Raw genomic sequence first — 21683 nt, 5'->3', positions numbered from 1 at the left:
ATTGCAATGCACGTCCGATCGCTCATTGCATTCAGCTTCACTGTCATTGCAATGAGCACTCTGATATTCCGCCCTAGCAGGCACTACCTGCTCGCTTTGCTTGTTGACCGATTAATGAACGCAATGTAGTGTCGCAGACGTTCAGAGATTCCCGAACACCTGCGGGTGCCGGTGGCGCCGCAGAGGGAGTCCCGATAAGGGCAGATCGACCACTGTGCGTGAGGAGATTCATGATGGAAACCGGCGACGGCGGCTTCTCCGCGACCGGGCTGCGCAGGCTGCGTGAGGTGCTGGCGCGGTATGTCGAGTCGGGGCGGATTCCCGGGCTCGTCGCCCTGGTCAGCCGGGGCGACCGGACGCACGTCGAAGCGATCGGGACGATGCGTCATGACGGTGGCGCGCCGATGCGCCGGGACACGATCTTCCGGATGGCCTCGACGTCCAAGCCGGTCTCGGTCGCGGCGGCGATGGTCCTGCTTGATGAGTGCAGGCTGCGACTGGATGACCTGGTGGAGCCGTGGCTGCCGGAACTGGCCGACCGCCGGGTGCTGAAGCGGATCGACGGACCGCTGGACGACACCGTGCCGGCGCGGCGGCCGATCACCGTGCGGGACGTGCTGACCTCCACGTTCGGGATCGGCATGGATATGACGTCGCTGGGCACTCCGATCATGAACGCGGTCTTCGAGCAGGGGCTCACGCCCAATCTGCCGGTGCCGATGCCCGAGCCGGATGAGTGGATGCGCCGCCTCGGCACGCTTCCGCTGATGTACCAGCCCGGAGAGCGCTGGCAGTACCACATCAGCAGCGACCTGCTCGGCGTGCTGGTGGCCAGGGTCACGGGCCAGTCGTTCGAGGAGTTCCTGCGCGAGCGCATCTTCGATCCGCTGGGGATGACCGACACCGGTTTCCACGTGCCCTCCGACAAGATCGACCGGCTGCCGGCCCTCTACGCCCCCGACCCGCAGACCGGCGAGTTCCTCGTGTGGGACGAGGCCGAGGGAGGACGGTGGAGCGAGCCTCCGGCGTTCCAGGGCGGCGGCGGCGGACTGACCTCCACCGTCGACGACTACCACGCCTACTTCCGCATGCTGCTCAACGGCGGCGTGCACAAGGGGAAGCGGATCCTGTCCCGGCCCGCCGTCGAGCTGATGACCACCAACCGCCTCACGCCCGAGCAGAACGCCGCCCGCAACGCCATGGCCGTCGACAACGTCCATATCTCGCACGGCCAAGGGCAGCACGGCGGCTGGGGCTTCGGGATGGCGGTGCGCACCTACCGCGGCGACTACGCCTCCGTCGGCCAGTTCGGCTGGGACGGCGGAAGCGGCACCGCGGCCTACGCCGACCCGGTCAAGCGACTCACCGGGCTCCTGCTCACCCAGGTCGGGGCGTCCACCCCGGATTCGATGCAGCTCATCCACGACTTCTGGACCACGCTCTACCAGGCGATCGACGACTGACACCGAGCCCGCGTCCCGACAGACCCCGCCCTCAGGCCCCCGACGCCCCGGGCACCGGCAGGACCCTTTTCCCCATCCGTGCAACAGATGTAAAGGACCACACGACCATGTCCGTCACCCTCACCGATCAGGACAAGATCACCCTGCGGACCGCCGCCTACGGCGCCGTCTCGCTGCTGGCCGCCGCAGGCGCCGCCGGCTCGCCCCACAAGGTCGCCACCGCGGGCTCCATCGCCCTGACCTCCGCGACCGGCCTGGTCGGGCACGTGCTCGCCGAGAAGTCGACGGGCATGAACCTGGACGGCAAGTCCGTGGCCGAACTCGCCGACCACGTGCTGCCGGCCCTGACGTCGGCCATGAGCCTGCTCAAGAAGCAGGCTCCGGCAGAGGCCGACAACTTCCGCGGCACCGTCATCGTCGCCGTCGAAGCAGCCACCCTGGCCCAGAAGGGCGGGCCCAGCCCCACCATGGCCGACATGGCCCGCAAGATCACCGCAGCTCTCGACGCCGCCTGACGGGATGTCCCGGGGTCCTCTCCGGACCCCGGGACGCGGCGACGACCCGCCCGGCGATGCCCGTCACCCGGCCGCCGATCACGTTCAGCCAGGTCCTCACAGCCAGTGCCACTCGATGGAGGCCCGCCTGCGCCGGCCGGCGAGCCACTCGTCGAAGGCGGTCTCGCCCGCCGCGGCCAGTGTCTCCGGGTCGTCCCTCCCCACCCGGCGCTCCAGCACGATCCCGGTCAGATAGCCGTCGCCGTACGCCACGGGACCGACCAGCGTGTCGTGCGCGGCGTGGCGCAGGGGCGCGGGCAGGTCCCTGGCCCACCGCGCGCCGACGGTCACCACGGCCTCCCCGCAGCCCACCAGGCCGCCCACGCCGCGCAGCAACTCGCCGTTCACCGGCTGTGAGCCGGTCACCCACAGCGCGCGTACGCGGTCGAAGTCGCAGCGGTGGGCCGCGAAGTGGCCCGGTGCGAGCTCGGCCTCCTTGCGCCGCCGGAAGCGCCGCCGCCGCGCGATCCCGGCGATGAACGCCTCGAACTGTTCGCCGGACAGCGACATCTCCGCCAGCCAGGCCAGCGTGGAGGCGCGGTCACGCAGGCCGTGGCCGGTGCGGAACTCCTCGGCGGCGGCCCGGATGTCGGCGTCGTCGAGGGGCTCGCCGTCCTCCAGCGTCTCGTTCATCAGCAGGCACTGCTCGACGATCTCGTCGTGGACGTCGCGATCGCCGTACGGACGCCTGGGCAGCAGCATGAGCGCCTCGGCGACGCGCAGGCGCACGCGGTCGACCGTGACCAGATATCCGGCGGCCCAGTGGGCCGAGTGCTCGGCCGGCCAGGGCACGCCGTCGTCCGGCGAGGCCGAAAGGGCCACGGTGCCACCCTCCGGATGTTCGACGAGCAGGTCGTAGTCGACCAGCGGGCTGTCCGGACGCATGCCGACGACGAGCTGGGCCCGCGCCTCCGGATGGGTGGCCGCCCACGCCGCGGCCAGGCTTCTGGCCTCGGGAACGGCCGTGGGGCGGCGGCGCAGGCCGCGCAGCAGTTCGACGGCTTCGGCGAGGACCGCGGCGAACGCCGTCACCGATACCGCGGTCATGCCGCCAGCCAGGCGGCGATGGCGTCGCTGACCGGCAGTCCGGTGCTCTCCTCCACCGGCGCCCACGCGCCGTTCGGATCGATCTCCAGGAAGACGTGCTCGCCGTTTCCGGTCAGTGCCAGATGCACGACCGCGTAGCTCAGGCCGAGCGAGGCGGCCAGGGCCGCGCACCGGCGCTCGACCTCCTCCGGCAGGCGGTGCACGGCGAAGTCGCCCGGCCCGTCACCCGGCCGCTCGCCCACCCGTACGGCGAACACGCGGTCGCCCACGACGACCGCCCGCAGGTCCACGGTCCGGGGCAGGCAGGGCTGCAGGATGACCGGCTCGTGCTGCAACCGGTGACGGGAGGCGAGGTGCCGGCGGCGGACCAGCGTGGTGTGCACCCGGTGATCCTGTCCGTCGACCCGCAGGTCCTCGGGGTCGAGCAGGTTCACCAGCAGTCTGCCTCCGGCGCGCTCGTACGCCGGGACCAGCTCCGCCGGATCGTTCGTGTACACGGTCTCAGGCACCGCGAAGCCCAGCTCGGCGGCCAGGGCCGTGTGGACGAGACGGTTGCGCGTCCGGCCGGTGACGGGGTGCGGGCACGGCAGCCAGCGGGCCCGCACGAGTTCCCACACACCGTCGAGGTGGAAACGGGACTGCCACTCGACGTGCGCCCGGTGGGTCGGGTCCGACACGTTCGCCGCGGCCACCGATCGGTTGGGGCGCAGGTTCCACACGGCGGTGACCGTGGCGAGATCGACCACCTGGGCGCCGGTGTCCAGCGTCAGCCGGCGCGAACCGTCGGCGAGGGCCGCGGTCACCCGTGACCTGGCGGGAAACTCACCGCTGTCCCACCAGGTCACGGGGACACCCAGGCGCTCGATCTTCGGGAGGACACGGCGCACGGTCGTGTCCTGCCGGTCGCTCAGTATGAGGATCACAAGCGAACGGTAGGAATCCGATCTTGAGCCTCACTGGTTCGGATCTTGCATCCGACTTGAGTGGTCCCCGCTCAGCTCCAGGCAAGCATGCGGAGGGGGTCCTCCAGCATGGCGCCGACGTCGCGCAGGACGTACGAGCCGAGCTCGCCGTCGACCACGCGGTGGTCGAACGACAGCGCCAGCGTGGTGACCTTGCGGACCGCCAGCTGCCCGTCGACCACCCAGGGCATGTCCCTGATCTGGCCCACGGCGAGGATCGCCACCTCCCCGGGATTGAGGATCGGCGTGCCGGCGTCGACGCCGAAGACGCCCACGTTGGTGATCGTGATCGTGCCGCCGCTCAGCTCGGCGGGCTGGCACTTCCCGGCCCGCGCCCGCTCGGTGAGCTCGCCCAGCGCCCGGGCGAGCTCGGGCAGCGCCATCGCGTCGGCGTCCTTGACGTTCGGCACGATCAGCCCGCGATCGGTGGCGGCGGCGATGCCGAGGTTCACGTAGTGCTTGACCACGATCTCCTCGCCGGTCCACGTGGCGTTGACCATCGGGTGCCGTCTCACCGCGGTGATCAGGGCCTTCGCCACAAGGAGCAACGGGGAGACCTTGACCTCGGCGAACTCGGGCAGCGTACGCAGCCGCCGGACCGCCTCCATGGTCTCGGTCACGTCGACCTGCAGCCACTCGGTCACGTGCGGGGCCGAGAACGCGCTGGCCACCATCGCCTGCGCGGTCGCCTTCCTGACCCCCCTGACCGGGATGCGCTCCTCCCGCGCCCCGGCCTCCCGCCGCGCGGCGGCCGGAACGGGGGCGGGCGCCGCCACCGCGGCCTCCACGTCCGCCCGGGTGATCGATCCCTGGGGGCCGGTGCCCATGAGGGTCGTCAGGTCGACGCCGAGGTCCTTGGCGAGCTTGCGGACCGGCGGCTTGGCCAGGACGCGTGCCCGTGCGGACGCGGAGCCGTCGCCCCGCGCTACGTCAACACTCGCCGCCCCATCAACACCCCCCGCCGCACCGGCCGGGGCCGCGACGACCGGGGCAGGAGTGGCCGGAACGGGAGTGACCGGCGGGGGCGCGGCGGTCCGGGCGGGCGGAACCGGCGCAACCGGCGGAGCGGACGCGGCCGGTTTGCGGGGGCGGCGGCGGGTGGCACTCGTCTTGACGCCGTACCCGACCAGCACCGGCTGGCGCTCCTCCTTCGCCGGAGCGCCGTTCCGCGCGTCCGGCACCATGTCGTCCGCCAGCGCCTCCCGGCCCGCGCCGGCGCCGTCACCGCCCTCGCCGTCGTCGACCGAGATGATCGGGGCGCCGACGTCGACGGTCTGGCCCTCGCCGACCATCAGGGCGGAGACGGTGCCCTCGTAGGGGCACGGCAGTTCGACGACGGCCTTGGCCGTCTCGATCTCCACGATCGTCTGGTTGATCTTCACCGAGTCGCCCGGGGCGACGTGCCACTTGACGATCTCGGCCTCGGTCAGCCCCTCGCCCACGTCGGGGAGTCTGAACTCACGGAGCATGAGAAGTCCCTCCCCCTCAGTACGCGAACGAGCGGTCCACGGCGTCGAGCACGCGGTCCAGGTCGGGCAGGTAGTGGTCCTCCAGCCGCGACGGCGGGTAGGGCGTGGAGAACCCGCCGACCCGCAGCACGGGCGCCTCCAGGCTGTAGAAGCAGCGCTCGGTGATGCGCGCCGCCAGCTCGGCCCCGAAGCCGGTGAAGACGGGGGCCTCGTGGGCGACGACACACCGGCCGGTCCGCGTCACGGACTCGGTCAGGACATCCACGTCGAGAGGGTTGAGCGAGCGCAGGTCGATGACCTCGATGTCCCGCCCGTCCTCCTCCGCCGCCGCGGCGGCCTCCAGGCAGGTCTTCACCATCGGCCCGTACGCGATCAGCGTGATGTCGCGGCCCTGCCGTACGGTGCGGGCGCGGTCGAGCGGCAGGCCGGGGGCGGCGAGGTCGACGTCGGCCTTGTCCCAGTAACGGCGCTTGGGCTCGAAGAAGATGATCGGGTCGTCGCAGCGGACGGCGTCCTGGATCATCGTGTACGCGTCCGCCGGGTTGGAGCACGCGACCACGCGCAGGCCCGCCGTGTGGGTGAAGTACGCCTCGGGCGACTCCGAGTGGTGCTCGACCGCCCCGATGCCGCCGCCGCAGGGGATGCGTACGACGACCGGCAGTTTGAGTGTGCCGAGCGACCGCAGCGGCATCTTGGCCAGCTGGGTGATGATCTGGTCGGCGGCCGGGAACACGAACCCGTCGAACTGGATCTCGCAGACCGGCCGGTAGCCGCGCAGGGCCAGGCCGATCGCCGTCCCGATGATGCCCGACTCGGCGAGCGGCGTGTCGATCACGCGGTCCTCGCCGAAATCCTTCTGCAGGCCGTCGGTGACACGGAAGACGCCGCCGAGCTTGCCGACGTCCTCTCCCATCACGAGCACCTTGGGGTCGTCCTCCATCGAGCGGCGCAGGCCCTCGTTCAACGCCTTGGCGAGAGTGAGTGTGGTCATCGTTCGAACCCCGCCAGGTAGGTCAGGTACTGCTCGCGTTCCTCGTCGAGGAGTGCGTGGGCGCCGGCGTACACGTGATCAAAGATAGCCCGGGGTGGCGGGTCGGGCAGCGCCAGGCACCGGCTTCGCACGTCCTTGCCGAGCGCGTCGGCCTCGGCGTCGATCTTCTCGAAGAACTCCTGGTCGGCGAGCTGGTTCTTGAACAGGTACGCCTTGACCCGCTCGATGGGGTCCTTCAGCTTCCACGCCTCCAGCTCGTCGGCGAGGCGGTAGCGGGTGGGGTCGTCGGAGGTGGTGTGCGCGCCCATGCGGTAGGTGAACGCCTCGATCAGCGTCGGCCCCTGCCCGTCGCGGGCGTTCTGCAGCGCGCGGCGGGTCACGGCGAGGCAGGCGAACACGTCGTTGCCGTCCACGCGGATCCCGGGGAAGCCGAAGCCGGAGGCCCTCTTGTAGAGCGGGATCTTCGACTGCTTCTCCAGCGGCTCGGAGATGGCCCACTGGTTGTTCTGGCAGAAGAACACGATGGGGGCGTTGAACACCGAGGCCCAGATGAAGGACTCGTTCACGTCGCCCTGGGAGGTCGCGCCGTCGCCGAAGTAGACGATCGTGGCCGCCTCGGCGCCGTCGCGCTGGATGCCCATGGCGTAGCCGACCGCGTGCAGGGCCTGGGAGCCGATGACGATCGTGTAGAGGTGGAAGTTGTGCTCGGCCGGGTCCCACCCGCCGTTGCTGACGCCGCGGAAGAGGCCGAGCAGCTTGACCGGGTCGACGTCGCGGCACCAGGCCACACCGTGCTCCCGGTAGGTGGGGAAGGCCATGTCGGCGTCCGTGAGCGCCCGGCCGGAGCCGATCTGGGCCGCCTCCTGCCCGAGCAGGGACGCCCAGATGCCGAGCTCGCCCTGCCGCTGGAGCGCGACGGCCTCCAGGTCGACGCGGCGGACGAGGACCAGGTCACGGTAGAGGGAGCGGACCTCCTCCGCGGTCAGCTCGATGTCGTAGTCGGGATGCTCGACCCGCTCCCCCTCCGGGGTGAGCAGTTGGACGAGCTCCGGGGGTGCGTGTACACCACGAGGGGCGTCGGCTGTCACGTGCCACTCCTGTGCGTCTCGGGCCCCCGCGGGTGGGGTCACCCCCGCAGGAAGGCCGGGTCGTCGGGCGTACGGCCGCTGGGGTGGGCGACCGGGCGCATATGTGGACATCGTGGCAGAACTCACACCCCTCAGCGCAAGGCCCCGCCCGCCCGTCCACACTTCTCCGATTCCCGGACTGTGGGACGCCACACCCCGGCGCCACGTCTCAGGAGCGGTGGACCACCCGCCCGCCCGGCATCGTCGGCCACGCGTCCACCCCCGCCGGTTCGGCCACGCCGAGGCGGTCGAGGTCGTGGTCCAGGACGACGACGTCGGCCGGCGTGCCCCGCCGTGGGCGCCCGGCGCGGCGTCGCGGCCCGTCGGGGACGAGCCGACGAGGCGGCACTAGGCTTGACCCAAACGGACCTCCGAACGGGCGGACCTCCCCGAATTCGGCGGGCCCTCATTCGAATTGGAGGAACATCGTGGCGCGCGTCATCGTCGACGTCATGCTCAAGCCGGAGATCCTCGACCCGCAGGGCCAGGCGATCGCCCGGGCGCTGCCGCGACTCGGCTTCTCCGGGGTCTCCGGGGTGCGGCAGGGCAAGCGGTTCGAGTTGGAGCTGGACGGCCCGGCCGACGAGGCCGCGCTTTCGGATGTCCGAAAGATGGCCGAAACCCTGCTCGCGAACACGGTCATCGAGGACTTCACGATCCACGTCGAGGGGTGAAGTGACGCATTTCACACCACTGTTCCCGCAGCTTGTCCACCCCTAATCGGGCATCGGTCCGTCTCGAACCCACCTATCCAGTGCGTCCTGAATAACGGGGACGTGATTTTGCGGTTAGCCCTGATTCATCGGGGAAGCCTTCCTTGGTGACCTTCGACACCGGGGAGGGGTCCGGTGGATATTGAGTTCTCACTGGCGATGCCACGGGACGCGATCGGCATCCCGATGGTCCGCCGAGTGGTGGGAGACGCGCTGCGGTCTCTCGGGGTGACCGAAGAGTGCGTGTCCGACATACTCCTGGCCACGTCCGAAGCGTGCGCCAACGCGGTGCGGCACGGTGGTCCCGCCAACCGCTACGAGGTCATGGCCACCATAGGCAACGGCCGCTGCGAGTTGCGCGTCGCCGACGAAGGCGAGGGGCTGCACATGATTCCCCGCCAGTATCCGTCGGCGGAGACCGAGAACGGCCGGGGCATCCTGATCATGCGCGCCGTCGTTGACGATCTCTCGTTCGACATCACGCCCGGGCGCGGCACGACCGTGCGCCTGAGCAAGGAACTCGACTGGGACGAGGACGCCATCGCCCACCACCTCACTCTCGACCGTCATCTCGCCGGGGTCTGAGGACCCCGGCTCCCCACCGCGCCGGGCTCCCCGAGCCCGGCGCGACGAGTGATCGGAAGTAGGCCTCCGCAGGGGGAGTCGATTTGGCGGCTCCGATACCCTGAGGTGTACCGCCACAGACCGCCGTCCGGCCAGATGACGGTGGCGTCCGCCTTGGCGGGGACCCTTGGAGGGAAAACTGTCATGAGCGCTGCCCGGGTGGGCGTCGTCACCTTCCCCGGAACACTCGACGACCAGGACGCCGCGCGAGCCGTACGGCTGGCCGGAGCGGAGGCGGTGCCCCTGTGGCACGCCGATCACGACCTCAAGGGAGTCGACGCCGTCTTCCTGCCCGGCGGGTTCTCCTACGGCGACTATCTTCGCTGCGGGGCGATCTCCCGGTTCTCCCCTCTCATGACCGAGCTGATCCCGGCCGCCCAGGCAGGGCTGCCCGTGCTCGGCACCTGCAACGGCTTCCAGATCCTCTGCGAGGCGCACCTGCTGCCGGGCGCGCTGACCCGCAACGAGGGTCTCCACTACATCTGCCGCGACCAGCGCATCCGCGTGGAGAGCACGCGTACGGCGTGGACGGCGGACTTCGCGGACGGCCAGGAGATCGTGCTGCCGATCAAGCACGGCGAGGGCCGTTACGTGGCCGACGCGGCCACGCTGGCGGCGCTGGAGGGCGAGGGCCGGGTGGTCTTCCGCTACGCGGGCGGCAACCCGAACGGCTCCCTGAACGACATCGCCGGGATCACCAACGAGGCCGGGAACATCGTCGGCCTCATGCCCCACCCGGAGCACGCGGTCGAGGACCTGACCGGCGCGCCGAGCGTGGACGGCCGCCACTTCTTCACCTCCATCCTGAAGAGACTGGTGAACGCATGACCCTGGACTCCGTCACGCGGGCGCAGGAGACGCCGGACGAGCGCCAGCCGTACGTCGAGCTGGGCATGAAGGACGACGAGTACCAGCGCGTACGCGACATTCTCGGCCGCCGCCCGACCAGCTCCGAGCTGGCGATCTACTCGGTCATGTGGAGCGAGCACTGCTCCTACAAGTCGTCGAAGGTGCACCTGCGGCAGTTCGGGACCAAGGCACCCGAGTCGGAGGCCCTGCTCGTCGGCATGGGCGAGAACGCCGGCGTGGTCGACATCGGCGACGGCTGGGCCGCCACCTTCAAGATCGAGTCGCACAACCACCCGTCGTACGTCGAGCCGCACCAGGGCGCCGCGACCGGCGTCGGCGGCATCGTGCGCGACATCATGTCGATGGGCGCCCGGCCGGTCGCGGTCATGGACGCGCTGCGCTTCGGCGGGGCCGACCAGCCCGACACGCGCCGTGTGCTGCCCGGGGTCGTCGAGGGCATCAGCCACTACGGCAACTGCCTCGGCCTGCCCAACATCGGCGGCGAGGTCGTCTTCGACCCCTGCTACATCGGTAACCCCCTGGTCAACGCCCTGTGCGTCGGCCTGCTGCGCAAGGACCAGATCAAGCTGGCCACCGCGCCCGGCCCCGGCAACAAGGTCGTGCTGTTCGGCGCCAGGACCGGCGCGGACGGCATCGGCGGCGCGTCGGTGCTGGCGTCGGCCACCTTCGAGGACGAGTCGCAGGCCAAGCGGCCCGCCGTACAGGTCGGCGACCCGTTCATGGAGAAGCTGCTGATCGAGTGCTGCCTGGAGCTCTACCAGGCGGACGTGGTCGTCGGCATCCAGGACCTCGGCGCGGCCGGGGTGTCCTGCGCCACGACCGAGCTGGCCGCCAAGGGCACCGGCGGCATGGAGGTCAACCTCAACCTCGTCCCGCTGCGCGATCCCACGCTGCGGCCCGAGGAGATCCTCATGAGCGAGTCGCAGGAGCGCATGATGGCGGTCGTCACGCCCGACGACATCCCGGCCTTCATGGCGATCTGCGACAAGTGGGATGTTCCGGCGACTGTGATCGGCGAGGTCACCGACACCGGCAGGCTCGTCATGACGTGGGACGGCGAGGTCATCGTCGACATCCCGCCGGGCACGGCCGCCGACGAGGGCCCGGTCTACGAGCGCCCCTTCCACGAGCCGGCCGGGCAGGCGGCGCTCAACGCCGACGGTCCCGAGCGCCTGCCGAGGCCCGAGGACCTGCGGGAGACCCTGCTCACCCTGCTCGGCTCGCCCAACGTCGGGTCCAAGGAGTGGGTGACCTCTCAGTACGACCGGTATGTCCGGGGCAACACGGTCCTGGCCCAGCCCGCCGACGCCGGCATGCTGCGCATCTCCGAGGTCATGCCGGGCGCGCAGGAGACCACCCGGGGCATCGCGCTCGCCACCGACGGCAACGGCCGCTACGCGAAGCTCGATCCGTACACGGGGGCGCAGCTCGCACTGGCGGAGGCGTACCGCAACGTGGCGGTGACCGGCGCGAAGCCGCTCGCCGTCACCAACTGCCTCAACTTCGGCTCGCCGGAGGACCCCGAGGTCATGTGGCAGTTCTCCGAGGCCGTACGCGGGCTGGCCGACGCCTGCCGGACCCTGGGTGTGCCGGTGACCGGCGGCAACGTGTCGTTCTACAACCAGACGGGCTCGACTGCCATCAACCCGACGCCGGTGGTCGGCGTGCTCGGCGTGATCGACGACGTGGCGCAGCGGGTCAGGTCCGGCTTCACGGCTCCGGGCCTGCGGGTCCTCCTGCTGGGCGAGACCCGCGAGGAGTTCGGCGGCTCGGAGTGGGCGCACGTCGTCCACGGCCACCTGGGCGGCCTGCCGCCGCAGGCGGACCTGGAGGCCGAGCGCGGCCTGGCGGCGGTGCTGACCGAGGCGGCGGCCCGCGGGCTGCTGGAGGGCTCCCACGACCTGTCCGACGGCGGTCTCGCCGTCGCCCTGGCGGAGTCGTGCCTCGCCCAGGGCGTCGGCTGCACGGTCACCCTGCCGGGCGAGGACGCCTTCGCCGAGTTGTTCAGCGAGTCGGCCGCGCGGGCGCTGGTGTGCGTACGGCCCGAGGCGTTCGACGCCTTCGCCGACCTGTGCGCCCGCCACGAGGTCCCCTGCTCCGGGCTCGGCCTCACCGGCGGTTCCGCGCTCACGGTCGAGGGCGTCCTCGACGTCCCGGTCGAGGAGCTTCGCGAAGTGCACACATCCGCGCTCCCGCGCGTCTTCGGCTGATTCTGATCGAGTGAAGGCCCTTCCGGACGGATCGTCCGTCGTCCGGAAGGGCCTTCGCCTGTCACGGTCGCCGTAGAGCACGTCGCGCCGCCCGTGAAGCGGATAGGGGCGCGGTAGGGCCTTCCCTACCTTCGGCTGGGGGGAGCGCGGGCATGATCGAGCACGCCCTCGCGATGGAGACTAATCGCGTATCGCTCATCGCTCGCTTTTCGAAGAGGTCGCCATGTCCGCGCAGCTCCTGGTCGGCTCGCCTGCCGTTCCCGCTTCCGTCAAGACCTCATCGTCGCTCTGGTTCACCGCCGTAGGTGCCGGCGTGTTCGAGTCCGCCTTGGCCGTCGCCGGCATGCTCGCCGACGGATCGGCCTCCTTGGCCGGCCTGGCGGGCGGTCTCGGGTTCCGGCTGGCGGTCTTCGCCGCGGCGATCTTCCTGGCGGTGCGCCTTCGTCAGGGGCGAGGCCGGGCACGTGTCGCCCTCGCGTTGACCTTGGGGGTCTTCGGCACGTTATCGCTGGTCGTCGAGCCGGTTCAGTGGCTGATGGACGGACATTCGATCGTCGAGTTCTTCGCCGGCGCCGACGCCATGACCCTCGCCTTCACCTTCAGCCGGGTGCTGCACCTGTCGGCGGTGTGGGGAGCGATGGCTCTCATGTTCAGCCCGGTGGCGAACGCCTACTTCCGCAGCGTCCGTCGCTCCGCCTGACCGGAGCGACCTTCGGGTTCGACGACGGCGGCCAGCACGTCGGAGGAGACGTTGCGGGCCCGGCCGCGGTCACCGGACGTCCGGGAAGTACTGGGGAGCCTCCCGGCGATCGCGCATCCCATATTCGCGGATCACTGTGGCATGGCGGATCCGGACGTCCGTGAGCGGCGGGGTGCTGGCTTCTGCGGCGTCAGGGCCGGTCCAAGAAGCCAAGAGCAGTGGGGCGTGGGGGTCGAGGACGCCGTCGTAGCGCTCGACGTCGACGAGCCCCGCGGTTGCGCGAAGGTCGAGCAGCGCGTCAGGTCGCGCTGCGTCGAGTGGTTCGAGAATCGTGACGGCGGCGGCGGACCCGGTCTCCGTCACGTCGCTCCTGCTCCGGACGACCGGGATGCCGTCGGGGGCATGGGTGTCGTGGGTCACCTCGGCGACCCGAATCCGGTAGTCGGTGAATATCTCGGACCGGCCCCGTCGCTGCCCGTGCTCGTGGTGGACGGCATGGGCGCGCCATCGGACGAGCGCCTTCTCGTCCCGCCAGGTCGACAACGACAGCAACCGGCCGGGCGTGCGGGCACTGGCGAAGCGGGTGTTGTCGACGAAGCCATCGACTGTTTCGAGTTCCGGCCGCAGTAGCGCGGCGACGCCGAGGTACTCATCCCACAGCTCAGCGTGGGGTTGGACCTCGAACAACACGACGAACATTCAGACACCTCCATAGGTGTGGTGACAGCAGGCACGGACGATCACGCGCCGAGCAGGAACCCCGCGGCTGCGCGGTAGAGTGCGCGACGGCCGGACTCCAGATGCATGAGGTGGCCTCCCTCACTGATCTTGACGTCCTGCCGCAGCGGCGATGACGTGAGCGCGGCGAACAGGCCACGGGCGTCCTCGTCCGTGCACATCGAGTCCCACTCACCCCGGACGATGCAGGTCGGCGCCTCGATCAGACCTGGCTCGTAGGGCAGATCGCCCGACCACGCGGCGAGCATGTCGGCCCGTGGCCCGCTGGGGGTACGCACACTCGGCGTGCTGCCCCCGCCGGAGACCGGGTCGGTCGCCAGCCATTCCGACGCCCACTGGTCGAACTGCGGGGTCAGCACGGGTGGGTGCCCGTCCGGGACGTCGCTGACGAAGCGGGAGTGCTGCTCGGCGACAGTCAGGGGAAACCAGCCGCCCAGAGCGGCCGCATCCGGCAGGCCGGTCAAATCACGGCGCGCGAACGGCGCGAACAGGACCAGCCGGTCGACCGATTCCGGAAAGCGCCCGGCGACCAGGCCGGCGACCATGGTTCCCCATGAGTGCGCCAGCAACGACACCCGCCCACCGCCGCGGACGGCTACGACGTGCTTCAACACGCGTTCGAGCTGGCGGGCCGACTCGTGTGCCCTGCCCAGCGGCGGGACACGGGCCGGGTCTCCATCCTGGCCCGGGTAGCGTTCCGAGCGGCCGAACCCGGCGAAGTCGAACGCCCAGACGTCCAGGCCCGCTTCGGCGAGATCCGCCCCCCAGGACCGGCCGTCCAGCGGATAGCTCACCGACAACGCGGACGGGAAAGTGGCACCGTGAACGTAGAGCACGGCCGGCAAGGACCGCGGCTCGCGGCCACGGCACGGGCGCTGCCGGCTGACGAACAGGTCTGGCTCGCCAGGAGTCGAGAGCATCGAGCTTTCGACGTCACGAGCACGACAGTGCGCAGAGGTCATCTCGGCCATGAGGCAACACTGTCGCGGAAACACTTCGGTCGACGCCGAATCGTGGTGTCGTGCCCAGTCGCCGCCTGGGCCACGCGCAGCAGGGCCATGATTTGTCAGATACGACCTAGGCTTACCAGGATGAATCTTGACGAGGCGGTACGTCTGTGGGATCCGGAGCCGGGATGGCTGAACACCGCGAGCTACGGCATACCGCCCGAGCCGGCGTTCGAGGCGCTACAGAGCGCGCTGGCCGAGTGGCGTCGCGGGGCCAACGGCTGGGACAAGTGGGACCGGTCCACCGATCGCGCGCGCGCCGCGTTCGCGCGGCTGGTCGGCGTCGCGGCCGACGACGTGGCCGTGGGCGCCTCCGCGTCGCAGGTGCTGGCCCCGGTCGCGGCCTCGCTGCCGCCCGGTTCGCGCGTCGTCGTCCCCGACATCGAGCAGACGTCGAACCTGTTCCCCTGGCTCGCGCACGATCTCGACGTGCGCACGGTGCCGCCCGCGGACCTGCCCGGAGCGATCGACGAGCGCACGGACGCGGTCGCCTTCAGCCTGGTCCAGTCCGCGACGGGTGAGGTCGCGGCCGCGGACGAGGTCGTCGCGGCGGCGCGGACGCACGGCGCACTCGTCGTCGCCGACGCCACCCAGGCGGTCGGCTGGACGCCGGTCGACGCGACGCCCTTCGACGTCCTCGCCGTCTCGGCGTACAAGTGGCTGATGTGCCCGCGCGGCACCGCCTTCTGCTACGTGAGCCCGGCCGTGCGCGACCGCATCCGGCCGATCGCCGCCAACTGGTACGCCGGTGACGGCGACGCGTCGTACGGCCCGCCCCTGCGGCTGGCGAAGGACGCCCGGCGATTCGACATCGCCACCCCCTGGTTCTCCTATGTCGCGGCCGCCCCCACGCTGGAGCTGCTCCTGGAGATCGGCATCGGTCCGATCAACGACCACGACGTACGGCTGGCCAACCGGTTCCGGACCGGCCTCGGCATGCCGCCCGGCGACAGCGCGATCGTCAGCGTCACCCGCCCGGGCGCGGCCCAGCGGCTCGCGGCGGCCGGCATCCGCGCATCCGTCCGCAACGGCGCGGCACGCCTCGCCTTCCACCTCTACACGACGGAAGCCGACGTGGACACCGCCGTCGCGGCGCTGATCTGAGCCCGGGCGCCGAACCCTCCGGCGCACCCCAGACCGGTGGTCACGGCGCCACCACGGGGCGCCGCCGACACGGCGGGAGGGGTGGCCGGGAGGGCGGGCGCGGTCACCCTAGAGACCGATGACGTGGCACTCGGCCGTCGCGGTCTTGGTGGGGTCGCTCTCCGAGGTGGCCGTGAGCGTGACGGTGGCCAGGCGGCTGCCGCCGTCGGCACGCTGGGCGTGGACGGTGACGTCGTCGTGCGTGCCGAAGCCGACCGCGGTGAGGGCGTTCGGCGTGATCACCGACCAGCCCTTCCCGTCGACCTTGGCCTGCAGGCGGTAGACGTCGCTGTTGAGGTACTTGCCGACGTCCTCGGGGTGCTGTCCCTGCGCGGGCGCCGCCTTGCCGGTGTTGAACAGCGGGAACCGGCAGGTCGACACGCCCTTCTGGGCCGTGGGGACTCCGGCGCCCGGGAGCAGCTTCACGCCCCGCTTCTGCGGGCCCGACCCGTCGAGCGAGCGGACGGCGACCGTGTACGACAGCGTTCCGTCGCGGTCGCGGTGCGGGTCGATGACGTAGAACTGCAGGCGGTTGACCTGGTCCACGTACTCGTACCGGCTGCCGGAGTCGGTGCCGGCGTGGAAGAGCGCGTCGGCGAGCTGCCGGTAGTCGCCGATCGTGATCGGGACCTTGGTGCCGTCGGGCAGCACGTAGTCGGTCATGTCGATGTCCTGCGGGTTGGCGTCGATCACCCACTCGAACGGCGCCCTGTCCTGGTCCTTGGTCTTGGCCAGCAGCACACCGGAGTCGGGGGTGAACGAGTCGGTCCCCACGCGGTCGACGACCTCGACCGTGTAGTTGTCGTAGCCGCCGCCGTCGCACAGGGGATCGGTCGCGGTGTTGCACGAGCCCGTGGACTTGTCGCCGGTGCCGAAGGCGATGTTCACGCCCGTCAGGCCGTTATTGCCCGGCTGGACGGCGCGGGCCGTGACGTCGGCGACGACGAGGCCCGACTGGGCGAGCGCGTCACGCGACAGGCGCAGGACGTTCTGCTCGTCCACCATGTTCAGCTTGATCTTGTTGCGCAGCATGTGCTGGGCGCCCATGGACGCGCCCGCGGTGGGCGGGATCAGCCAGCGGCTGTGCGGGCCGCCCGGTCCGTTGAAGCTGCCCCGGCTGAGCATCTCCCAGATGCCGGTGTACGCCCGGCGGGCCGGGACACCGTACGGGTTGTTGTAGTTGTCGGCGATGCCCATGATGTGGCTGAACTCGTGGGCGAACGTCCCCATGCCGGAGCTCTCGGTCTGGACCGAGTCGATGCCGAAGCGCGCGTTCGGCCAGAACGCCGAGCCCGCGGCCCACGAGGTCCAGTCCACGTAGCGCGTCTTCGACCAGTTGGGCAGGTTCGGGTCCGGCGGGCCGAAGTCGTCGGTGACGTCCTCCTTGGTGGGGAACTTCATCATGCCGAACTCCTGCCAGGTCGACGACTCGTCCTGGCCGGCGCTCAGGTAGAAGACGAAGTCGAACTGGCTCGCCACCTCCTGGCCGACGTCGTTCAGCCAGGCGGCGTTGCCGTCCGTACGCAGGTTCCTGTTGCAGTTGTCCCCCGCCGGGCAGGCGTCCCGCTGATACTCCATGCCGTACTCGTACGACTTGCCCGGCATGGTGTAGGGGCCGAAGGCGGTGAGGTCGACGCCGTACCGGCCGCCGGAGTCCTCCATCCAGTACTCGTGCAGGGTGTGGCCCTTGTTGAGCTGGTTGGGGGTGTTGAGGAAGTCCTGGTAGAACTTGGCGACCTGGTCACGGGGGATGTCGTGGGCCTCGGCGCTGGGGTTGCCGAAGACGGTCGAGTTCTGCGGCCGGGTGACCACGAACGGCTGGTTGGGATAGTCCACCAGCACGAGCGCGCCCTTGAAGGTGCGCGCGGAGCCCTTCACGGCGGGGTTCGCCCAGTCGGTGCCCGGGATCTTCTTGTAGTCCGCCCACGTCATGTGGTCGGGGTTCTTCCAGTTCTGCGGGTCGATCGGCGCGACGACCCGCGACGGGCGGCCACGCAGGGCCTGCGCCTCGTCCGGCTGGTCGCGCTGCCAGGGCTGGATCTGGGGCCAGTGGTCACGACGCCAAGGGTGATCCGGGTCTCCGCCGGGAGCCGCGGAGGCGGGAGCCGCCGTCAGCGCGAGCGGGGCGAGCGCAATAGCCGCCACTATGCCCGGGAACAGCGTTTTTGAGAGTTTCACGAATTATGACGCTATAGAGACTATTGACGCAGATCATCGGTCACTTGTAGGGAAGACGAACGGGCCCTTCTCCTACAAATGTCGAAGCGTCCAGGTGGAGGCCGAGTGGTGGATCTGCAGCGAATCGTGGACGACCTCGCCCTTCGCCTCGAAAGACCCCTGCTGCTCGAGGACGGCCGCCAGCGCGTCGTCGCCTACAGCGAGCAGGACGGGCTGATGGACGACGTCCGCCGCCACTCGATCCTGCGCCGCCACACCACCCCCGACGTGCGCGCTTTCCTGCGCGCCGCGGGCATCCACGAGGCGACCGAACCGCTGCGCACGCCCGGCGCCCCGGAGCTGGGGCTGCTGCCGCGGGTCTGCGTCCCTGTCCGGCACGACGGCCTGCCGCTCGGCTTCCTCTGGTTCATCGACGCGGCTCCGGCCATGACCGAGCCGGAGATCGCGGCCGCGGCGGAGGCCACGCCCACCCTTGCCCTGACCCTGTTCCACGAGAGCCTGGCCTCCGAGCTCGCCTCGCGCCGCGAGCTGGAGGCCGTCACCGGGCTGCTGCTCCGCGAGCCCGACGCCGACAGGACCCTCATCGAGGCGGGTGCGTTCCCTCACGGCGTGCCCGTGACCGTGGCTGTCGCCAGGCCCGTCCGCGGCGGGGCCGACGAGACCCTGCGGCTGACGCTGGAACGCGGGCTGCTGGCCCTGCGGCGGCGCCTGGCCAGGCACCATCCCCTGCACCTGGTGCGCTACGACCACGCCGTACTGCTCACCGCGGGCACCCGCGCCTTCTCGGAGGAGATGCACGCGGCCCTCGGGACGCCGGTCCTGGTCGGGATCGGCTCGCCACGCTCCTCGCTCTCCCTCGCGGCCGAGTCGTACGAGGAGGCGTTGCACGCCGCCGAGGTCGTCGCGAAGGTGCCGGAGTTCGGGCGCTCGGCGGAGTGGGACGGCCTCGGTGTCTATCGCATGCTGTCCGGAGTGCCGCACGGCAACCTCCATCCGGGGCTGGCACGGCTGCTGGACGAGGCCCAGCACCGGCCGCTGCTGGAGACCCTGGAGATCTACCTCGACCTCGCCGGCAACGCCCAGGCCGTCTCCCGCCGGCTCCGCCTGCACCGTACGTCGCTCTACTATCGCCTCCGCCGGGTCGAGGAGCTGGCGGAGACCGATCTCAGGGACGGCGAGGAGCGGCTGAGCCTGCATCTCAGCCTCAAACTCGCCCGCCTCTCCGGCCGCTACCGCCCATCCCCCTCGGGCGACACCTCGTTCCCGGCCGTCTGAGCCGACCCGAGGAGGGTCTCCGTCTCACAGCCGGGAAGGCGCTGGTTTGCGGGCGACGAGGTACGCCTGAGGGGTTCGCTCGAACTCGCGGCGTTCGGTCTTCAGCTGTGCCACCACTGGCAGTCCGGCCTCGGCCAGCATCGTCGCCGTTCGGTCCGGCGACAGGCGGTGGAAGTCGAGCGCGACCTGCCGGCCGAATACCTCCGCCGCATGGAAGGGCTCGTCACCGACCTGGAAGGCGAGCAACAGATGGCCGCCCGGAGCCAGCACCCGGTGGAACTCGGCCAGCACCGCCGGCTGCCGCTCCGGCGGGGTGTGAATGATCGAGTACCACGCGACGACGCCGCCGAGGGCCGCGTCGGCGATGTCCAGGGCCGCCATCGCCCCCTCCTCGAATCGCAGGTCCGGATGCTCGCGCCGGGCCACCGCGATCATGCCCGGCGACAGATCGACGCCGAAGACGTCCAGGCCGAGCGCGTGCAGGTGCGCCGTGATCCGGCCGGGCCCGCAGCCGACGTCGGCCACCGGCCCGGGAACGCCCGACGCCCGCACGATCTCGGCGTACGCGGCGAGCATCGCGCGCTCGAACGGCTTCTCGTTCAACTGGTGCCGGAGGCGATCGGCGTAGTCCCCGGCGACGGCGTCGTAGGCCACCCGGGCGGCCTGCAGGTAGGAGGGCTCGGTCATGATCGGACACCTTAGGCTCCGGAGCCGGCAACGGCCCCCGAAACCGACGAAGGCCCTTCCGGTAACCCCTCCGGAAGGGCCTTCGCAGTGCCGTACGCCAACGCCTCATCGCGTACGGCAAGTATGGGCGGCGCGTCCGCGGAGCCCCGCGGACTCCACCGGGCCGCTCTTACGAGATCTTGGTGCAGATGGCGTAGACGAGGCCGTTGCCCTCGCCGTCGCTCGCCAGCTCGACCCTCCAGCCGTTGCCGCTCATGTAGCTGCCCGTGACGGTCCTACTCGAGTTGATCTTGTAGCCGCCGCCGGTGACCGTCTCTCCCGCCGCGCAGGAGACGGATGCGCTGTTCCCCGAGATGAACTGGCTCGCCATCCGCGAGGTCAGCGTCGGGGCGCCGCCGGAGCCCTGGCCCTTGAGCCACTTCAGGAAGTCGGCCTCGTCGCCGGCGCTGCAGGCGCCCTTGTTCCAGATCTCGCAGGCGCTCTTGCCGTCCTGACCTGGGGCGCCGTCCTCACCGTCCTTGCCGTCCTGACCCGGAGCGCCGTCCTTACCGTCCTGACCCGGAGCGCCGTTCTTACCGTCCTTACCGTCCTGGCCGGGTTCGCCCTTTTCGCCCTGGAGGCCCTGCGGACCGGCGGGACCCTGCGGACCGGCCTGGTTCCACGACACCTTGGTCTCGGTCGTCTTGCACGCCTCGGTGTCGTCGACCAGACGCATGTCACCCGTGGTCTTATGGGCACAGGCATAAAGCACGACGTCACTCGCCGACGAAGCGGTGGCCGCGCCACCCAGGACAAGGACCGATCCAGCCAGAGCACCAGCCGTCATCAGGCCGATCGTGCGTCCACCCGGCAACTTGATAGCCACGGAACTTCCCTTTCTGAGGCACACGAACTGCGTGGGCACAGAGGTTGTACGTATAAAACACGCATTACGAAATATGCCGGTTGTCACACCCAGCGTCACGTATGCGCATCTCCGCTACCAGTGAGTCCGAGTGGTCAAGAAATGGGCCGGACGCGAGCATGGCGGAGCCCCACGGACCCCACCACCTCGCCGGCCACGTCACATGCAGAGCACGTAGACCGTGCCGTTGGAGTTCTTGCCCGAGACCTGCCAGCCGAGCGGCTTGTTGCCCAGGAAGTACGGGCCGTTCACCCAGAACTGCCCGTTGAAGCTACCGTTGTAGCCGCCGCCCGTGGCGATCCCCTTCTCACACATGACGATCTTGGTGCCGCCGCTGCCGCCGAAGTTGAAGCTGTCGGACTTGTAGGTGGCGCTGCCCGCGCCGCCGGAGCCAGAGCCAGAGCCGCCCGAGTCACCCGGGTCGCCCTTGTCGCCCTTCTCACCCTTGAGCGACGCGAGGAACTGCGCGACCGTCTTGCCGCTGTTGCCCGGCTGCGCCTTCCAGATCTCGTAGGCGCTCTTTCCGTCCTCGCCGTCCTTGCCGTCCCTGCCGTCGGCACCCTTGGAACCCTGCGGACCGGCGGGGCCGCGCTCGCCGTCCTTGCCGTCCTTGCCCGGCTTGCCGTCCTCGCCGGGAAGGCCGCGAGGACCGGTGTCACCCTTGTCGCCGTCCTTGCCGTCCTTGCCGTCCTTGCCGTCGGTGCCCTTGGGACCCTGCGGACCGGTGTCGCCCTTCGGGCCCTGCATGCCGCGCATGCCCTGGGGACCACGCAGCCCCTGCGGACCGGCAGGACCCTGCGGGCCGGTGCCGCCGATGCCCACCGGACCCTGCGGACCGGTCCTGTTCCACGACACCTTGGTCTCGGCCGGCTTACACGTCGTCGTGGCATTCACCAGCCGCATATACCGCGTGCTCTTGTTCACACACGCGTAGAAGGCGGCGTCACTCGCCGACGAAGCGGTGGCCGCGCCACCCAGAACCAGCACCGACCCAGCCAGAGCACCAGCCGTCATCAGGCCG

General features: G+C 70.5%; 21 protein-coding genes. 10 read left to right on the top strand and 11 right to left on the bottom strand.

Annotated elements, in window-relative coordinates; genetic code table 11:
* The first annotated feature begins 233 nt into the window (after positions 1-233).
* A complete protein-coding gene (locus tag FH610_RS36310) occupies positions 234-1463 on the top strand; it encodes a serine hydrolase domain-containing protein (RefSeq protein ID WP_139579786.1) in 1230 nt (409 codons plus the stop codon).
* 107 nt (positions 1464-1570) lie between these two features.
* Entirely contained in the window at positions 1571-1978 is a 408-nt protein-coding gene (locus FH610_RS36305) for a hypothetical protein (protein ID WP_139579762.1), read from the top strand.
* A 96-nt stretch (positions 1979-2074) separates the two neighbouring features.
* Here FH610_RS36305 and FH610_RS36300 read toward each other — a convergent pair whose 3' ends face one another.
* The 5 genes from FH610_RS36300 to pdhA all read right to left on the bottom strand — a co-directional run bounded on the left by FH610_RS36300 (position 2075) and on the right by pdhA (position 7574).
* The gene (locus tag FH610_RS36300) at positions 2075-3064 is read right to left on the bottom strand and encodes a TIGR04500 family putative peptide maturation system protein (RefSeq protein WP_139579761.1); all 990 of its coding nucleotides are present in this window, start codon (positions 3062-3064) and stop codon (positions 2075-2077) included.
* Positions 3061-3987, bottom strand: coding sequence for an MvdC/MvdD family ATP grasp protein (locus FH610_RS36295; RefSeq protein WP_139579760.1), 927 nt, complete (start codon positions 3985-3987; stop codon positions 3061-3063). Before FH610_RS36295 ends, FH610_RS36300 begins: the two co-directional genes overlap by 4 nt.
* 71 nt (positions 3988-4058) lie before the next feature.
* A complete protein-coding gene (locus FH610_RS36290; RefSeq protein WP_139579759.1) occupies positions 4059-5495 on the bottom strand; it encodes a dihydrolipoamide acetyltransferase family protein in 1437 nt (478 codons plus the stop codon).
* A 16-nt stretch (positions 5496-5511) separates the two neighbouring features.
* Complete coding sequence (locus FH610_RS36285; RefSeq protein ID WP_139579758.1) at positions 5512-6486, bottom strand: alpha-ketoacid dehydrogenase subunit beta; 975 nt, start codon at positions 6484-6486, stop codon at positions 5512-5514.
* A complete protein-coding gene (gene pdhA / locus FH610_RS36280) occupies positions 6483-7574 on the bottom strand; it encodes a pyruvate dehydrogenase (acetyl-transferring) E1 component subunit alpha (RefSeq protein ID WP_240809401.1) in 1092 nt (363 codons plus the stop codon). Before pdhA ends, FH610_RS36285 begins: the two co-directional genes overlap by 4 nt.
* Before the next feature lie 217 nt (positions 7575-7791).
* On the opposite strand from pdhA, the gene FH610_RS43095 reads away from it, so the two are divergent.
* The 6 genes from FH610_RS43095 to FH610_RS36255 all read left to right on the top strand — a co-directional run bounded on the left by FH610_RS43095 (position 7792) and on the right by FH610_RS36255 (position 12730).
* Complete coding sequence (locus FH610_RS43095; RefSeq protein ID WP_161628168.1) at positions 7792-7965, top strand: hypothetical protein; 174 nt, start codon at positions 7792-7794, stop codon at positions 7963-7965.
* Positions 7966-8041: 76 nt separating this feature from the next.
* The gene (gene purS / locus FH610_RS36275; RefSeq protein WP_139579756.1) at positions 8042-8287 is read left to right on the top strand and encodes a phosphoribosylformylglycinamidine synthase subunit PurS; all 246 of its coding nucleotides are present in this window, start codon (positions 8042-8044) and stop codon (positions 8285-8287) included.
* A gap of 174 nt (positions 8288-8461) precedes the next feature.
* The gene (locus tag FH610_RS36270; protein ID WP_139579755.1) at positions 8462-8911 is read left to right on the top strand and encodes an ATP-binding protein; all 450 of its coding nucleotides are present in this window, start codon (positions 8462-8464) and stop codon (positions 8909-8911) included.
* A 183-nt stretch (positions 8912-9094) separates the two neighbouring features.
* The gene (gene purQ, locus FH610_RS36265; protein WP_139579754.1) at positions 9095-9778 is read left to right on the top strand and encodes a phosphoribosylformylglycinamidine synthase subunit PurQ; all 684 of its coding nucleotides are present in this window, start codon (positions 9095-9097) and stop codon (positions 9776-9778) included.
* Entirely contained in the window at positions 9775-12030 is a 2256-nt protein-coding gene (gene purL, locus FH610_RS36260) for a phosphoribosylformylglycinamidine synthase subunit PurL (protein ID WP_139579753.1), read from the top strand. Before purQ ends, purL begins: the two co-directional genes overlap by 4 nt.
* A 223-nt stretch (positions 12031-12253) precedes the next feature.
* On the top strand, positions 12254-12730 hold the full coding sequence (locus tag FH610_RS36255; protein ID WP_139579752.1) for a hypothetical protein: 477 nt from the start codon (positions 12254-12256) through the stop codon (positions 12728-12730).
* Positions 12731-12799: 69 nt separating this feature from the next.
* Here the strand turns inward: FH610_RS36255 and FH610_RS36250 are convergent, their stop codons facing one another.
* Positions 12800-13429, bottom strand: a complete 630-nt coding sequence (locus tag FH610_RS36250) for an antibiotic biosynthesis monooxygenase family protein (protein WP_139579751.1) — start codon at positions 13427-13429, stop codon at positions 12800-12802.
* A gap of 41 nt (positions 13430-13470) precedes the next feature.
* Positions 13471-14388, bottom strand: a complete 918-nt coding sequence (locus FH610_RS36245; protein ID WP_276607728.1) for an alpha/beta hydrolase — start codon at positions 14386-14388, stop codon at positions 13471-13473.
* Positions 14389-14559: 171 nt separating this feature from the next.
* On the opposite strand from FH610_RS36245, the gene FH610_RS36240 reads away from it, so the two are divergent.
* On the top strand, positions 14560-15579 hold the full coding sequence (locus FH610_RS36240; protein WP_139579749.1) for an aminotransferase class V-fold PLP-dependent enzyme: 1020 nt from the start codon (positions 14560-14562) through the stop codon (positions 15577-15579).
* 108 nt (positions 15580-15687) lie between these two features.
* Here the strand turns inward: FH610_RS36240 and FH610_RS36235 are convergent, their stop codons facing one another.
* Positions 15688-17796, bottom strand: a complete 2109-nt coding sequence (locus FH610_RS36235; RefSeq protein ID WP_240809399.1) for a M6 family metalloprotease domain-containing protein — start codon at positions 17794-17796, stop codon at positions 15688-15690.
* 108 nt (positions 17797-17904) lie between these two features.
* Between FH610_RS36235 and FH610_RS36230 the strand changes: the two genes are divergently transcribed.
* On the top strand, positions 17905-19071 hold the full coding sequence (locus FH610_RS36230) for a PucR family transcriptional regulator (protein ID WP_139579748.1): 1167 nt from the start codon (positions 17905-17907) through the stop codon (positions 19069-19071).
* A 24-nt stretch (positions 19072-19095) separates the two neighbouring features.
* Here the strand turns inward: FH610_RS36230 and FH610_RS36225 are convergent, their stop codons facing one another.
* The 3 genes from FH610_RS36225 to FH610_RS45390 all read right to left on the bottom strand — a co-directional run bounded on the left by FH610_RS36225 (position 19096) and on the right by FH610_RS45390 (position 21676).
* The gene (locus FH610_RS36225) at positions 19096-19758 is read right to left on the bottom strand and encodes a class I SAM-dependent methyltransferase (protein ID WP_139579747.1); all 663 of its coding nucleotides are present in this window, start codon (positions 19756-19758) and stop codon (positions 19096-19098) included.
* A 169-nt stretch (positions 19759-19927) separates the two neighbouring features.
* Positions 19928-20473: a collagen-like protein gene (locus tag FH610_RS36220; protein WP_240809398.1), complete on the bottom strand. Its 546-nt coding sequence runs from the start codon at positions 20471-20473 to the stop codon at positions 19928-19930.
* 348 nt (positions 20474-20821) lie between these two features.
* Positions 20822-21676 carry a collagen-like domain-containing protein gene (locus tag FH610_RS45390; protein ID WP_276607727.1) on the bottom strand — a complete coding sequence of 285 codons (855 nt, stop codon included), beginning with the start codon at positions 21674-21676 and terminating at the stop codon, positions 20822-20824.
* Positions 21677-21683: the final 7 nt, after the last annotated feature.

The sequence above is a fragment of the Microbispora catharanthi genome, from assembly GCF_006334915.2.
GTDB lineage: Bacteria > Actinomycetota > Actinomycetes > Streptosporangiales > Streptosporangiaceae > Microbispora > Microbispora catharanthi.
Note: the sequence above shows the minus strand (reverse complement) of the source record. Positions and strands in the feature narration are given on the sequence as shown.